Annotated in this window: 15 protein-coding genes; 8 read left to right on the top strand and 7 right to left on the bottom strand. The window is 65.7% G+C overall.

Annotated elements, in window-relative coordinates; all coding sequences use genetic code 11:
- The 7 genes from R9B84_RS02530 (at nucleotide 1) to R9B84_RS02500 (ending at nucleotide 6,620) form a co-directional block, all read left to right on the top strand.
- A complete protein-coding gene (locus tag R9B84_RS02530) occupies nucleotides 1-765 on the top strand; it encodes a phosphoglycolate phosphatase (RefSeq protein WP_423759097.1) in 765 nt (254 codons plus the stop codon).
- Nucleotides 766-1,123: 358 nt separating this feature from the next.
- Nucleotides 1,124-2,617 carry an anthranilate synthase component I gene (gene trpE / locus R9B84_RS02525; protein ID WP_423759096.1) on the top strand — a complete coding sequence of 498 codons (1,494 nt, stop codon included), beginning with the start codon at nucleotides 1,124-1,126 and terminating at the stop codon, nucleotides 2,615-2,617.
- Nucleotides 2,618-2,630: 13 nt separating this feature from the next.
- Complete coding sequence (locus tag R9B84_RS02520; RefSeq protein ID WP_423759095.1) at nucleotides 2,631-3,221, top strand: aminodeoxychorismate/anthranilate synthase component II; 591 nt, start codon at nucleotides 2,631-2,633, stop codon at nucleotides 3,219-3,221.
- 13 nt (nucleotides 3,222-3,234) lie between these two features.
- Complete coding sequence (trpD, locus tag R9B84_RS02515) at nucleotides 3,235-4,266, top strand: anthranilate phosphoribosyltransferase (protein WP_423759094.1); 1,032 nt, start codon at nucleotides 3,235-3,237, stop codon at nucleotides 4,264-4,266.
- A gap of 29 nt (nucleotides 4,267-4,295) precedes the next feature.
- On the top strand, nucleotides 4,296-5,081 hold the full coding sequence (trpC, locus tag R9B84_RS02510) for an indole-3-glycerol phosphate synthase TrpC (RefSeq protein WP_423759093.1): 786 nt from the start codon (nucleotides 4,296-4,298) through the stop codon (nucleotides 5,079-5,081).
- Nucleotides 5,081-5,707 (top strand): CYTH domain-containing protein, encoded by a 627-nt coding sequence (locus tag R9B84_RS02505; protein ID WP_423759092.1) that lies wholly within the window; start codon nucleotides 5,081-5,083, stop codon nucleotides 5,705-5,707. Before trpC ends, R9B84_RS02505 begins: the two co-directional genes overlap by 1 nt.
- Before the next feature lie 13 nt (nucleotides 5,708-5,720).
- Complete coding sequence (locus R9B84_RS02500; RefSeq protein ID WP_423759091.1) at nucleotides 5,721-6,620, top strand: uracil-DNA glycosylase; 900 nt, start codon at nucleotides 5,721-5,723, stop codon at nucleotides 6,618-6,620.
- A 109-nt stretch (nucleotides 6,621-6,729) separates the two neighbouring features.
- Here R9B84_RS02500 and R9B84_RS02495 read toward each other — a convergent pair whose 3' ends face one another.
- The 4 genes from R9B84_RS02495 to R9B84_RS02480 form a co-directional block, all read right to left on the bottom strand.
- The gene (locus R9B84_RS02495) at nucleotides 6,730-7,326 is read right to left on the bottom strand and encodes an FMN-dependent NADH-azoreductase (protein ID WP_423759090.1); all 597 of its coding nucleotides are present in this window, start codon (nucleotides 7,324-7,326) and stop codon (nucleotides 6,730-6,732) included.
- 147 nt (nucleotides 7,327-7,473) lie between these two features.
- Complete coding sequence (locus R9B84_RS02490; RefSeq protein ID WP_423759089.1) at nucleotides 7,474-9,273, bottom strand: M61 family metallopeptidase; 1,800 nt, start codon at nucleotides 9,271-9,273, stop codon at nucleotides 7,474-7,476.
- 102 nt (nucleotides 9,274-9,375) lie between these two features.
- On the bottom strand, nucleotides 9,376-10,104 hold the full coding sequence (locus R9B84_RS02485) for a DsbC family protein (RefSeq protein ID WP_423759088.1): 729 nt from the start codon (nucleotides 10,102-10,104) through the stop codon (nucleotides 9,376-9,378).
- A 90-nt stretch (nucleotides 10,105-10,194) separates the two neighbouring features.
- Nucleotides 10,195-11,373 (bottom strand): UbiH/UbiF family hydroxylase, encoded by a 1,179-nt coding sequence (locus tag R9B84_RS02480; protein WP_423759087.1) that lies wholly within the window; start codon nucleotides 11,371-11,373, stop codon nucleotides 10,195-10,197.
- 246 nt (nucleotides 11,374-11,619) lie between these two features.
- Here R9B84_RS02480 and ychF point away from each other — a divergent pair, with 246 nt between their 5' ends.
- On the top strand, nucleotides 11,620-12,714 hold the full coding sequence (gene ychF, locus R9B84_RS02475; RefSeq protein WP_096472355.1) for a redox-regulated ATPase YchF: 1,095 nt from the start codon (nucleotides 11,620-11,622) through the stop codon (nucleotides 12,712-12,714).
- 73 nt (nucleotides 12,715-12,787) lie between these two features.
- Here the strand turns inward: ychF and R9B84_RS02470 are convergent, their stop codons facing one another.
- From R9B84_RS02470 to R9B84_RS02460, 3 genes are all read right to left on the bottom strand, one after another.
- Nucleotides 12,788-13,807, bottom strand: a complete 1,020-nt coding sequence (locus tag R9B84_RS02470) for a radical SAM protein (protein ID WP_423759086.1) — start codon at nucleotides 13,805-13,807, stop codon at nucleotides 12,788-12,790.
- The gene (locus tag R9B84_RS02465) at nucleotides 13,804-14,673 is read right to left on the bottom strand and encodes an alpha/beta fold hydrolase (RefSeq protein ID WP_423759085.1); all 870 of its coding nucleotides are present in this window, start codon (nucleotides 14,671-14,673) and stop codon (nucleotides 13,804-13,806) included. Before R9B84_RS02465 ends, R9B84_RS02470 begins: the two co-directional genes overlap by 4 nt.
- Nucleotides 14,674-14,845: 172 nt before the next feature.
- Nucleotides 14,846-14,986 carry a hypothetical protein gene (locus tag R9B84_RS02460; protein WP_423759084.1) on the bottom strand — a complete coding sequence of 47 codons (141 nt, stop codon included), beginning with the start codon at nucleotides 14,984-14,986 and terminating at the stop codon, nucleotides 14,846-14,848.
- Nucleotides 14,987-15,000 lie beyond the last annotated feature (14 nt).

The following is a 15,000-nucleotide window of genomic DNA, read 5'->3' as shown; positions in this document are numbered from 1 at the left end:
ATGGCCGAATCCTCGCTCGCCGGCCATGCGCCGGCCGGGGCCGCCACGGACGCCGCCCCGATCCGCTTCGCCGCGCCGCGCATCGACGCGGCGCTGATCGATCTCGACGGCACGATGGTCGACACGGCCGACGATTTCACGGCCGGCCTGAACGGGATGCTCGCGCAGCTCGACGCGCCGGCCACGTCGCGCGACGAGGTGATCGGCTACGTCGGCAAAGGCTCCGAACACCTGATCCACAGCGTGTTGAAACCGCGCTTCACGGCCGACGAGGCGCACGCGCGCTTCGACGACGCGCTGGCGATCTACCAGACCGAATACGCGAAGATCAACGGCCGCCACACGCGCCTCTATCCGGACGTGGCTGCCGGTCTCGACGCGCTGCGCGCGGCCGGCATCCGGCTCGCATGCGTGACGAACAAGCCGCACCGTTTCGCGGTTGAGCTGCTCGAACAATACGGGCTGACCGATCGCTTCGGCATCGTGCTCGGCGGCGACAGCGTCGCGCGCAAGAAGCCCGATCCGCTGCCGATGCTGACGGCCTGCGACGCGCTCGGTGTCGCGCCGGACGCAGCGGTCGCGATCGGCGACTCGGAAAACGATGCGCTGGCGGGCCGTGCGGCCGGGATGGCGACGCTGACGGTGCCGTACGGCTACAACCACGGCAAAGCTATACAAACGATAAATTCGGATGGTATAGTCGATTCGTTGCTGGTCGCAGCCCGCGCGATCACCGCGCACAACGCCGGCCGGCCAACCCTCTGATTATTTCTTCCATCCGCATGTTTCTGAATAAAAAACGGAGTCTGAGCAGCATCGACCGGGGAGCCTGGCCCTGGCGTCGCTGGTCGCGCTAACCTCTTCGATGAGGTACGCTGAAGCACGTCTTCAGCGCCGTTTTTTATCTCGCTGCGCATCCGCGCGCCGATCGTCGCACCACCTCGAGTTCCACCGCGTCCGAACGCTTGCGTTCAGGATCGGCCGCAGGCTCGCGACGTTCACGCCCGGAGTGCCGGCCGGCAACAGGCACTTCTCGATCGACCGCCCTTTCGCCGACGGCAACCCGCGCAGCGTCAAGTGATCCCTGGCGCACGCCGCCGCTCGTCCCGAACAGGACCGGAACATGACCGAACTCGAATTCCAATCGCTCGCGAACGAAGGCTACAACCGTATCCCGCTGATCGCGGAAGCCCTCGCCGATCTCGAAACGCCGCTGTCCCTCTACCTGAAGCTGGCCCAGCCCGAACGCGCGGGCGCCAACTCGTTCCTGCTCGAATCGGTGGTCGGCGGCGAACGCTTCGGCCGCTACTCGTTCATCGGCCTGCCCGCACGCACGCTCGTGCGCACCCGCAACGGCGTGTCGGAAGTCGTGCGCGACGGCCAGGTCGTCGAGACGCATGACAGCGACCCGTTCCAGTTCATCGAATCGTTCCAGGCGCGCTTCAAGGTGGCACAGCGTCCGGGCCTGCCGCGCTTCTGCGGCGGTCTCGCCGGCTATTTCGGCTACGACGCGGTGCGCTATATCGAGAAGAAGCTCGCGAACTCCGCGCCGCGCGACGATCTCGGCCTGCCCGACATCCAGTTGCTGCTGACCGAGGAAGTCGCGGTGATCGACAACCTCGCCGGCAAGCTCTACCTGATCATCTACGCGGACCCGGGCCAGCCGGAAGCCTACGCGAAGGCGAAACAACGCCTGCGCGAACTGAAGCAGCGCCTGCGCACGACCGTGCAGCCGCCCGTCACGTCGGCGAGCGTGCGCACCGAGACGTTCCGCGAGTTCAAGAAGGAAGACTATCTGGCCGCCGTGCGCCAGGCGAAGGAATACATCGCGGCCGGCGAACTGATGCAGATCCAGGTCGGCCAGCGGCTGACGAAGCCGTACCGCGACAATCCGCTGTCGCTGTATCGCGCGCTGCGTTCGCTTAATCCGTCGCCATACATGTACTACTACAACTTCGGCGATTTCCATGTGGTCGGCGCGTCGCCGGAAATCCTCGTACGCCAGGAAAAGCGCGGCGAAGACCAGATCGTCACGATTCGCCCGCTCGCCGGCACGCGTCCGCGCGGCAACACGCCCGAGCGCGACGCGGAACTCGCGACCGAGCTGCTCAACGATCCGAAGGAGATCGCCGAGCACGTGATGCTGATCGACCTCGCGCGCAACGACGTCGGCCGCATCGCGGAAATCGGCTCGGTGCAGGTGACCGACAAGATGGTCATCGAGAAGTATTCGCACGTGCAGCACATCGTCAGCTCGGTCGAAGGCAAGCTGAAGCCCGGCATGACGAACTACGACGTTCTGCGCGCGACGTTCCCGGCCGGCACGCTGTCCGGTGCGCCGAAGGTGCGCGCGATGGAGCTGATCGACGAGCTCGAGCCGATCAAGCGCGGGCTGTACGGCGGTGCGGTGGGCTACCTGTCGTTCTCGGGCGAGATGGATCTCGCGATCGCGATCCGCACGGGCCTGATCCACAACGGCAACCTGTATGTGCAAGCGGCGGCCGGCGTCGTCGCCGATTCCGTGCCCGAATCCGAATGGCAAGAGACCGAGAACAAGGCGCGCGCGGTGCTGCGTGCGGCCGAACAGGTCCAAGACGGCCTCGATAGCGACTTCTGACCGGAGACTGACCATGCTGCTCATGATCGACAACTACGACTCGTTCACCTACAACCTGGTCCAGTACTTCGGCGAACTGGGCGAGGACGTGCACACGCACCGCAACGACGAAATCACGCTCGACGAGATCGCGCGCCTGAATCCCGCCGCTATCTGCCTGTCGCCGGGCCCGAGCAACCCGCAGCACGCGGGCATCACGCTCGACGTGCTGCGCGAATTTTCGGGCAAGAAGCCGATCCTCGGCGTCTGCCTCGGCCACCAGGCGATCGGCGAAGCATTCGGCGGCCGAGTCGTGCGCGCGAAGACCATCATGCACGGCAAGGTGAGCCGGATCGAAACGGACTGCCGCGGCGTATTCGCCGACCTGCCGAAGCATTTCGACGTCACGCGCTACCACTCGCTCGCGATCGAGCGCGAATCGCTGCCCGACTGCCTCGAGGTGTCCGCCTGGACCGACGACGGCGAAATCATGGGCGTACGCCACAAGACGCTGCCGATCGAAGGCGTGCAGTTCCACCCGGAATCGATCCTGTCCGAGCACGGCCATGCGCTGCTCGAAAATTTCCTGAAGCAGGCCCGCGCCGCGGCCGCGCAAGCCGCCTGACCGGAGCCTCACGATGACGATTACCCCGCAGGAAGCGCTGCAGCGCACGATCGAACACCGCGAGATCTTCCACGACGAGATGCTGCACCTGATGCGGCTCATCATGCGCGGCGACCTGTCGCCCGTGATGGCCGCCGCGATCATCACCGGGCTGCGCGTGAAGAAGGAGACGATCGGCGAGATCGCCGCCGCCGCGACCGTGATGCGCGAATTCGCGAACCACGTCGACGTGCAGGACAACTCGAACTTCGTCGACATCGTCGGCACCGGCGGCGACGGCTCGCACACGTTCAACATCTCGACCGCGTCGATGTTCGTCACGGCGGCGGCCGGCGCGAAGGTCGCGAAGCACGGCAACCGCGGCGTGTCGAGCAAGTCCGGCAGCGCCGACGTGCTCGAGGCGCTCGGCGTGAACATCGACCTGCAGTCGGACCAGGTGGCCGCGTCGATCGCCGAAACGGGCATGGGCTTCATGTTCGCGCCGAACCATCACCCGGCGATGAAGAACATCGCGGCCGTGCGTCGCGAGCTCGGCGTGCGCACGATCTTCAACATCCTCGGCCCGCTGACCAATCCGGCCGGCGCGCCGAACCAGTTGATGGGCGTGTTCCACCCCGACCTCGTCGGCATCCAGGTGCGCGTGATGCAGCGCCTCGGCGCGCAGCACGTGCTCGTCGTGTACGGCAAGGACGGGATGGACGAGGTCTCGCTCGGCGCCGCGACGCTCGTCGGCGAATTGCGCGACGGCAAGGTGCACGAATACGAGATCCATCCGGAGGACTTCGGCCTGCAGATGGTGTCGAACCGCACGCTGAAGGTGGAAAATGCCGACGAATCGCGCACGATGCTGCTCGGCGCGCTGGACAACCAGCCGGGCGTCGCGCGTGAAATCGTCACGCTGAACGCGGGCACCGCGCTTTATGCGGCGAACGTCGCCGAATCGATCGCGGACGGCATCCAGCTCGCCCGCGAAGCGATCGCAAGCGGCAAGGCCCGCGCGAAAGTCGACGAACTCGTGCGCTTCACGCAGCAGTTCAAGCGCTGACTCCCCTTACGACTCAAGCAGGAATCCACATGAGCGACATTCTCGACCGAATCATCGCCGTCAAGCGCGAAGAAGTCGCGGCGGCCATGCGCAGCACGCCGCTCGAGGCACTGAAGCTGGACGCATCCGCGCGCGACCTGCGCGACTTCGTCGGTGCGCTGCGTGCGAAGCATGCGGCCGGCGACGCCGCGGTGATCGCCGAAATCAAGAAGGCAAGCCCGTCGAAGGGCGTGCTGCGCGAGCATTTCGTGCCGGCCGACATCGCGCGCTCGTATGCGGCGCACGGCGCCGCGTGCCTGTCGGTGCTGACCGACGAACAGTTCTTCCAGGGCAGCGTCCGCTACCTCGAAGAGGCACGCGCGGCCTGCACGCTGCCGGTGCTGCGCAAGGACTTCATCGTCGACGCGTACCAGATCCTCGAGGCGCGCGCGATGGGCGCCGACGCGATCCTGCTGATCGCCGCCGCGCTCGATACGCCGCTGATGCAGGATCTCGAAGCGTATGCGCACTCGCTCGGCCTCGCCGTGCTGGTCGAAGTGCACGACCGCAACGAAATGGAACAGGCGCTGACGCTCAAGACGCCGCTGCTCGGCATCAACAACCGCAACCTGCGTACGTTCGAGACGTCGATCCAGACCACGCTCGACATGCTCGACATGATTCCGCAGGACCGCATCGTCGTCACCGAGTCGGGCATCCTGTCGCGCACCGACGTCGACACGATGCGCGCGGCGAACGTGAACACGTTCCTCGTCGGCGAAGCATTCATGCGCGCCGAGCAGCCGGGCGAGGAACTCGCGCGGATGTTCTTCTGATGGCGATCGAAAAGGAAATCAAGCTCGCGCTGCCGGCCGGCCAGGCCGAGGCCGCGCGGCGCTTCTTCGAGACGCTGACCGGCGAACCCGGCCACGACATCACGCTCGCGAACGTCTATTACGACACGCCCGATCTCGCGCTGGCCCGCTCGAAGAGCGCGGTGCGCGTGCGCCGCGCGCCGCACGGCTGGCTGCAGACGTTCAAGACGGTCGGCAGCGCGGAAGGCGGCCTGCATCGCCGCCACGAATGGGAACTGCCCGTCGCCGGCGACGCGCTCGAGATCGATGCGCTCGTCGCCGCCTGCGACGTGCCGGAAGCCGCCGCCGCGCTGAATCACGCGGCGGGCGCGCTGCACGCGCTGTTCCGCACGGATTTTTCGCGTACGCTGTGGCGCATCGCAATCGGCGGCGCAACCGTCGAAGCCGCGGTGGACCTCGGCGAGATCGTCGTCCAGGCGGAACACGAAACGCGCCGCGAACCGATCAGCGAAATCGAACTCGAACTGATCGACGGCCCGGAAGCGGCGCTCGCGACGCTCGCCGCCGAACTGCAGCAGGCGCTGCCGGGCCTCGCTCCCGAAAACATCAGCAAGGCGCAACGCGGCTACCGGCTGCGCGCGCAATAAACACGCATCACGCATGGCAACCCGCAAGACTCCCCGCGCGCCGCAACAGGCGTCGCTGTTCGACGATCCCGTGCCGGAAACGGCACCGGCCGATCTTCCGTCCCCGGCTTCCGCGTCGCCCGCGGCAGGGCGCAAGCCCGCGAAGAAAACCGCTGCCCCGGCCGTCGCTGTATCGCAGCCCGTTGCCGCCGACGTCCCGCACCTCGCCGCGCAATTCGACGCGCTGCCGACCGTCTGGCGCAACGTGCTGAAACCCTTTACCGACAGCGACGCGTACGCGCCGCTGTGCCGCTTCGTCGACGACGAGCGTGCGGCCGGCAAGACGGTCTACCCGACCGACGTATTCCGCGCGCTGCGCCTCACGAGCCCGGACGACGTGAAGGTCGTGATCCTCGGCCAGGACCCGTACCATGGCGACGATCGCGGCACGCCGCAGGCGCACGGCCTCGCGTTCTCGGTGCCGCCGGCCGTTCGCACGCCGCCGTCGCTGCGCAACATCTTCAAGGAAATCGCCGCGAACTTCGGCCACGACACGCCGCGCCACGGCTGCCTCGACACGTGGGCGCGCCAGGGCGTGCTGCTGCTCAACACCGTGCTGACGGTCGAGCGCGGCGCGGCCGCGAGCCACGCGAAGCGTGGCTGGGAGCAATGCACGGACACGCTGATCCGCGAACTCGCCGGCCGCCATCGCGGGCTCGTCTTCATGCTGTGGGGCGCGCACGCGCAGGCGAAGCGCGCTTTGTTCGACGCGAGCTCGCATTGTGTGCTCGAGGCGCCGCATCCGTCGCCGCTGTCCGCGCACCGCGGCTTCCTGGGCTGCCGCCATTTCACGCTCGCGAACGACTATCTGGTCGAAGCAGGCCGCGAACCGATCGACTGGCGCCTGCCGGAAGAGGCCGAGACGCTCGCGTAACGGCCGCGCCGGTTCTTACACCGGCAGGAATGCAAAAACGCCGCGCCCCTTCCGGGACGCGGCGTTTTTTTTCGGACGATGCAGCGGGTGCGTCGCACCCGCATCGACCTTACGCGGCAGCAATCGCTTCGCGTGCGCTGGCGAGCGCGGCGCTCTGCGCATCCGGCCCGAGGTTCAGGCCTTCCGCGAAGATGAAGCTCACGTCGGTCATGCCGACGAAGCCGAGGAACGTGCGCAGGTACGGCGTCTGGCTGTCGTTCGGCGTACCGGCGTACTTGCCGCCGCGGGCCGTCACCACGTGGACCTTCTTGCCCTTGATCAGGCCTTCCGGACCGTTCTCGGTGTAGCGGAACGTGACGCCTGCACGTGCGATCCAGTCGAAGTACGTCTTCAGTTGCGACGAGATGCCGAAGTTGTACATCGGCGCGCCGATCACGATGATGTCGGCGGCTTGCAGTTCGGCGATCAGCGCATCGCTCTTCGCGACGATCGCATTTTGCTCCGCACTGCGCTGGTCGGCCGGCGTGAAGAACGCGCCGAGCACCGATTCATCGAGGTGCGGCAGCGCATCGGCCAGCAGATCGCGAACCACGACGTTCGCGCCGGGGTTCGATTGTTGCAGCTTTGCCGTCAGTTCGTTGGCCAGCAGCGTGGATTGCGCACCTTGCGAACGCGCAGCGGAATTGATTTGCAGAATGGTCGTCATGTCAGGCTCCGGTTGGGCTGCGCTTCGGTAGCGCGAGTGACGCCATTGTGCGTGGCCGCATTGGCCGGAAAAAGCGGGTTCAGGGCGACGGATTGTTGCAGCAGTAGAACAATTACGCCTCGCGCCCCGATTCCCGCTACCGTCCACTCAGCCCTTCAGCCAGGCTTCCCGGGCCTTCGATGCCGCAGCCGGCTTCGCTGCGGCCGTCAGCCGGTAGCGCGTGACTTCCGGGCCGTCGAGCTTCAGTTTCGCGGTGCGCAGCTCGTCGCGGCGGAACGCGTGAACCTCGACCTTGTCGCCCGGCCGGTAGCGTGCGAGCAGCGCGTCAAGGTTCGTGCCGGTGACGCGCAACCCGTCGACCGCGATCAGCGTATCGCCGGCCGACAGCCCTGCGCGATGCGCTGCGCCGCCTTCATAGACAGCCGCGAACGTGCAGTCCACGCCGCCGCGCAGGCGCGCGCCGATCGTCGGCTTCGCGGCCGCGCCGTTCGCGACATCGGGCGCGAGCGTCACGCCGAACGGCGCGAGCAGCTCGCCGAGCGGCAGGTCGCGCGTGCCGTGCACGGCGTCGGCGAACAGGCGGCCGAGCGCGACGCCCGTCGCTTCTTCGATCAGCGCCTCGACTTCGTTTTCCTCGACACCCGCCTGCTTGCCGCGATAGAAATCGCGACCGTAGCGTTGCCACAGCAGGCGCATCACGTCGTCGAGCGACTTGCGGTTGCGCGTCTGCGCGCGGATCGCGAGATCGAACGCGAGCGCGACAAGCGAACCCTTCGTGTAGTAGCTGACGATCGCGTTGGTCGCGTTCTCGTCCTGACGGTAGTACTTGATCCACGCGTCGAACGAGCTTTCCGCGACGCTCTGCTTGAGCCGGCCCGTGCCGCGCAGCACGCTGCCGATTGTGCGGCCGAGCGCCGCGAAATATTCGTCCTGCGACATCAGCCCGCTGCGCACCAGCATCAGGTCGTCGTAATACGACGTGAAGCCTTCGAACAGCCACAGCAGCGACGTGTAGTTCTCGCGCGTCAGGTCGTACGGCACGAACGCCGCCGGCTTGATGCGCTTCACGTTCCACGTGTGGAAGTACTCGTGGCTGCAGAGGCCGAGGTACGTGCGATAGCCTTCCGTCGTCTCGGGCCGCCCCTTCACCGGCAGGTCGGTGCGGTTGCAGATCAGCGCGGTCGATGCGCGATGCTCGAGGCCGCCGTAGCCGTCGCTGACCGCGAGCGTCATGAACACGTAGCGGTCCATCGGCGCCTTCTTCGATTTCGGCTCGAACAGCGCGATCTGCGCTTCGCACACGCGTTTCAGGTCGGTCCGCAGCCGCTCCAGGTCGAGTTGCGTCACGCGCCCCGCGACCACGATGTCGTGCGGCGCGCCGTGCGCGTCGAATGTCGTGAGCGCGAATTCGCCGATCGTCACCGGATGGTCGGAAAGCTCGTCGTAGTTCGAAGCGCGATACGCACCGAAGCCGTAACGCTTCGTGCCGCGCGCCTCGGGCAGCGCGGTGCCGACGCGCCACGCGCGGAACGCCGCGCCGGCCGGCTTCGCGATGTCGACTTCGCACGGCGCGTCCTCGCGGCCGGCGACGCTCAGGAACACGGCCGTCGCGTTGAAAAAGCCGCCCGATTCGTCGAGATACGCGGAGCGCACCGACAGATCCCACGCATACACGTCGTAGCGCAGCGTCAGCGCGCCGGTCACGGGTGCAGCCTGCCACGTGTGCTTGTCGGTCTTCGCGATCCGCACCTTGCGGCCCGCGTCGTTGAACGCGCCGAGCGTCACGATATTGCGCGCGAACTCGCGCACGAGGTAGCTGCCCGGAATCCACACCGGCAGCGAGAAGCGCTGGCCTTCGGGATCGGGATCGGCGACCGTCACCGACACTTCGAACAGGTGCGCGGCAAGATCTTTCGGGACAATCGAATAGCGGATCGGCTGGGTCATCGTGGCAATCGGTCGAATACGGCGGCGAAAACGAAGAGAGGCGCCGGCAGATCATGCGGGCGCCCCTCGCTGGCAGGGCCTGCGGCCCGGCGTGTCGGTCGGTTACTTGCTCGAGGCGAGCGCCTGGTTGAGCTGGTCGGCCGATACCGCGCCCGGCAGGCGGCGGCCGTCCGGCAGGAAGATCGTCGGCGTACCCGTGACGTTCATCCCGCGGCCAAGCGCGAGATTCTTGTCGAGCGCGCTGGTATCGCAGGTACCGGCGCCGGACGGCGCACGGTGGTCGAGCATCCAGCCCTCCCACGTCTTCGCGCGGTCGGTCGCGCACCAGATCGCCTTCGACTTCACGGTCGAATCCGGCGACAGCACCGGGTACAGGAACGTGTAGACGGTGACGTTGTCGACCGACTGCAGCGTCGTCTCGAGCTTCTTGCAATACGGGCAGTTCGGATCGGAGAACACCGCGATCTTGCGTGCGCCGTTGCCCTTGACGACCTTGATCGCATTCGCGAACGGCAGGCTCGCGAAGTCGATCTTGTTGATTTCAGACAGGCGTGCGTCGGTCAGGTTCTTGTGCGTCTTGGTGTCGACGAGATCGCCGAGCAGCACGTAGTCGCCCGCCGCGTCGCTATAGATGATCTGCGAGCCGAGGTTTACTTCGTACAGGCCCGCGACCGGCGATTTCGACACGCTCTTGATCGGCGCGTCGCTGCCGAGACGGGCCTGCAGCGTGGCTTTCAGCTTGTCGGTGGTCTGGTCGGCCTGCGCGGTGCAGCCCAGCGTCGCCATCGTGACGGCCAGCGCCAGCGACGCGATCCGGATCGTTTTTTTCATCGAAATCTTCCTTCAGCTCAATCGGTATGCACGGCACAGTGTACGCCGTAACGGAACCGAGTCCGACCGGCGAAGCGGCCGAAGGTTCGATCAGCCGAGCGCGGCCGACACGAGCCAGCGCTTCACGAGCGGCTGCGCGCCGACGAAGGCCATGCCCGCATTGCGCACCGCCTTCGCGAGCGAGCCCGGCACCGCGAACAGTCGCTGCAGCCCGTCGGTCGCGACCATCAGCGCGCGGATGTCCTCGCGGCGCGAACGCTCGTAGCGGCGCAGCAGCACCGTATCGCCGAGGTTGCGGAAACTTTCCTTGGCAGCGATCGCGTCGGCGAGCGCCGCGACGTCGCGCAGCCCGAGGTTCATCCCCTGCCCCGCGAGCGGGTGGATCAGGTGCGCGGCATCGCCGACGAGCGCGACGCGCGGCGCGATCAGCTTGTCGACCGTCTGCAGCGCCAGCGGGAAGCCGGCGGCCGGCGTCACGCATTCGAGCGTGCCGACCTGGCCGTGCGACACGCGCTCGACCTCGGCCGCAAGCTGCGCCGGATCGAGTGCGAGCAGTTTGTCCGCATGCGCGGTGTGCGCGGACCACACGAGCGACACGTGGCCGTCCGGCAGCGGCAGCAGCGCGACGATCTCGCCTTCGTGGAACCATTGGTAGGCCGTCTCGCGGTGCGGCAGCGACGCCTTGAAGTTCGCGACGACGCCCGTCTGCCGATAGTCGCGCCGTTCGACCTTGGCCCCCATTTGGGAGCGTACCCACGAATGCGCGCCGTCCGCGCCGACGACGAGGTCCGCTTCCAGCACCTGCCCCGACGACAGCGTGAGCACGGCCGCATCGTCGCGCACGTCGAAGCCCTGCGCGCGCGCATCGAACCACATGAGGTTCGGCTGGAACCGCAGCGCGGCGTCGAGCGACGTCTCGACCAGCGACGATTCGGCGATCCACGCGAGCTGCGGCACGGAGGCCTGGTACGCGGAGAAATGCAGTTCGGCGTGCGCATCGCCGTACACGCGCATGTCGTAGACGGGCGCGAGCCGGCTGTGGTCGAGCGCCTGCCAGACCCGCAGCCGCTCGAGCAAGGCCTGCGAGCTGGACGACAGCGCGTAGACGCGTGTGTCGAACGCGAGATCGGCGGGGCGCGGCGTGGCCGGCTGGGCGAGCAAGGCAGTCTTGTAGCCGGACTGGGTCAGCGCGAGCGCGGCCGTCTTGCCGACGAGCCCGCCGCCGACCACGGCGACGTCGAAGGAATGGTGGGCAGTCATGGCGGGCATTATAGCCGCGGGGCCAAACCCTTACGCGGCCGGACTTTGCGGGAAATCAGCAGAATCGCAGGCCGATGCGGCGGCGCGGCGGCCCGCCGCATCGGCCGTTCGGCGCAACCCCGGAATCCGGGGCGTCGGCACGGTACAATAGCGTCTTTGACCGTCGGCCTGCCGCGCCCCAGGCGCCAGCTGCCCTTTTTTCCCGCGCCGCCGTGCCCTGTCCGGCCGCGCCGCCTTACCCGTCCGAAGGATTCCATGAGTCTCAAATGCGGCATCGTTGGCTTGCCCAACGTCGGCAAGTCCACCCTGTTCAATGCGCTGACCAAGGCCGGCATCGCCGCCGAGAACTACCCGTTCTGCACGATCGAGCCGAACGTCGGCATCGTCGAAGTGCCCGATACGCGCCTGAAGGGGCTCTCCGAGATCGTCAAGCCCGAGCGCGTCGTGCCGGCCGTCGTCGAATTCGTCGACATCGCGGGCCTCGTCGCGGGCGCGAGCAAGGGTGAAGGTCTCGGCAACCAGTTCCTCGCGAACATCCGCGAAACCGATGCGATCACGCACGTCGTGCGCTGCTTCGAGGACGAGAACGTCATTCACGTCGCAGGCAAGGTCAGCCCGATCGACGACATCGAAGTGATCAACACCGAACTCGCGCTCGCCGACCTGAGCACCGTCGAGAAAGCGCTCACGCGCTATTCGAAGGCCGCGAAGTCGGGCAACGACAAGGAAGCGGCCAAGCTCGTCGCGGTGCTCGACAAGGTGCGCGCGCAGCTCGACCAGGGCAAGGCCGTGCGCGGCCTCGCGCTGTCGGACGACGAAGAGGCGCTGCTCAAGCCGTTCTGCCTGATCACCGCGAAGCCGGCGATGTACGTCGCCAACGTGAAGGACGACGGCTTCGAGAACAATCCGCACCTCGATGCGGTGCGCAAGTACGCGGAAAGCGAGAATGCGCCGGTGGTCGCCGTGTGCGCGGCAATCGAGGCGGAAATCGCCGATCTCGACGACGCGGACAAGGAAGCGTTCCTCGCCGACATGGGCATGGCAGAGCCGGGCCTCGACCGCGTGATCCGCGCGGGCTTCAAGCTGCTCGGCCTGCAGACCTACTTCACCGCGGGCGTGAAGGAAGTGCGCGCGTGGACGATCCATATCGGCGACACGGCGCCGCAAGCGGCCGGCGTGATCCACACCGACTTCGAGCGCGGCTTCATCCGCGCGCAGACGATCGCGTTCGACGACTTCATCACCTACAAGGGTGAACAGGGTGCGAAGGAAGCCGGCAAGATGCGCGCGGAAGGGAAGGAATATGTCGTGCACGACGGCGACGTGATGAACTTCCTGTTCAACGTCTGAGCGTTAAATCAGGGTCTCAATGAAAAGCCCGCTGCCGCGGGCTTTTTCTTTTCCGGACGAGCCGCCCATCGCGTCATTGCATCGTACGACTCGACACATGCTCAAGACGATTACGCGGATGGTATCTCGACCAGACAAACTGACTGAAATAGCTCTCCGCCACTTCCGTCCACGTTCTAAGCCCGTCGTCTTCCTGCATCACGTGCTTGGCATTGACCAGCAACCATGACATCACGGCCTGGCTGTCGCGACACTTCGCACATTCTCCCGATGTGCAACAGCGCGCCAGCGTATGCATGTTTGCGCGATACGCGTTGAATTTCGGCAACGCGGGCCACCCCGACGCGAATCGCGTGGCGTTCTGCGGATGAGCTTCGCTGACGCTCGGGCAACTGGTATGGTCGAACGCTCCCCAAATGGTCTCCCCGCGCATGAGTGCAGCCAGATAGTAAGGATGGCTCGCCACTGTTTCCGGATACTTCGCCTTCAATTCGAGCAACACATCCAGGAGCCGCTCCTCACCACGTCGGCGAAGCGGCCCGGCAATATCGTATGGACTGTAGAAATTGAACAGCAGGCGATTTCCGTTATCTCGGATCTTGCGCACCGTTTCTTCGATATAAGCAATTCCGTCGATCGACGCGGCGTAGACGAAACCTGCCCGCTCGTCGTCGCGATAATTCAGCAGCGCCTTGTCGAACAAGCCGGTGAAACGCTTCCCATTCGGACCAATCGCTCGCAGTTCGTCATCGAGCGGCCCGCCACCGAATACAGAGACCGCGATGGTGATATCTTCGAAGCCCTCGAAAGGGATTCGTCGGAGGCCGTTCGTCGAAACGGACACCTTCGGCATGTGCTTCCGGAATATTCTTATCCGGTCGAGATACAACGCGGGCTCGCCGCCTATCAGCAATGGCGCGTTGATCCCGCGCTCGGCCTCATCCTTCACGCGCGCCTCGAGATGCGACGTATCGTTTAACTCATCCGATGCGACGTCGAATTCGTTTTCGAAGAACCAGCACCCTTTGCATCGCAGGTTGAATCGTCCATCCTGGTCTCCTGATACGAGGACGCAAGCGCGCCTGAGCGTCAACTCCGCAATCCCCTGGTGAGTTCCGGCCACAGCGACGAATGCTGGCGACGGAACATGCCGACGTGACCGATTGCTCGGCCATCGCAGTTTTCCGGGCTGATGAAATGGAGGGTGCTTCTGGCTTGCGGCAACCGTCGGAGCCAGTCTTCGATATTGGCCGGCGTTGCAAGCGGGTCGTCGGTCGCGGCGACTACCGTGACGGGAGCGGTGAATTCGTTGTAGTAGTGGCGCGCAACGCCGACCCCGAACTCGTTCGCCATATATCCGGGGCGGCGGCACCATCGAGCCCACTGAAGCCCGACGCGTGCAGGCAGATCGTCGCCCCAGCCGAGCGCCCTGGCAGGCACATAGCCGAGCAGATGCGCGGTAACCGGGACGTAGAGATTCGCCAGCGACAACGCGGCAATTCGCTTCGGCCACCGGATGTTGCCGACGTATCCGGACGACGCGGAAATTGCGCATAGCGAACGGATCGACGCGTGATTCGGCATCAGTCCGACCAGTTGCGCTCCGGCGCTATGGCCGATCAGATGCGCATTGCTCGCACCGGTTTCTCCAAGGAGCCACGCGAGCGCAGCGGGCATGTCAAGTTGGCCCCAGTCCTGCTTCCGCGCGCGCGACTGGCGTACATGGCGCACACCGAGCGATGCGCCAATTCCCCGGTAATCGAATACGAACGTCGGATATCCTGCATCGCGCAGCCAATCCGCGAACGGAAAGTAAAAGGACTGCCGAAGCCCCGTTGCGGGACAGATGAGCACCGGGAAACGGGTTGTGCAGGCAGCAGGGAAATAGGTGCCGTGCAACGGGAATCCGTCGCCGGCTCGAAAAGCAATGCGCACGCGGGACATCGGCTGCCCGTTCATCGTTCAGCACCCGGCGCAATGATCCAGCAAAGACGCGATCCGTAATCGAGAATGAACGAACCATCTCGCTTCCAGATTCGGCTGGGTAACAAAGAATTCCAAATCGATTCGCCCATCGATTCACCCCGGTTATCGGAGTGGTCAATGTATTAAGTTGTTGCCGCCGGCGAAATCAGACAAGTTCGATTTTTTGACCACAAATTTCAATGCCGTAAGTTGTTGCCGAACAACCCGTGTCGAACCGGGAACGGCATCCGCTTGCCCCGAAAAGCAAATGGCCCGATCGGCTTTCGCCGATCAGGCCATTTTTCATGACGGGAATCTCCC

The sequence above is a fragment of the Burkholderia sp. NLJ2 genome, from assembly GCF_049487195.1.
GTDB lineage: Bacteria > Pseudomonadota > Gammaproteobacteria > Burkholderiales > Burkholderiaceae > Burkholderia > Burkholderia pyrrocinia.
This window is presented reverse-complemented; position numbering and strand designations above follow the sequence as displayed.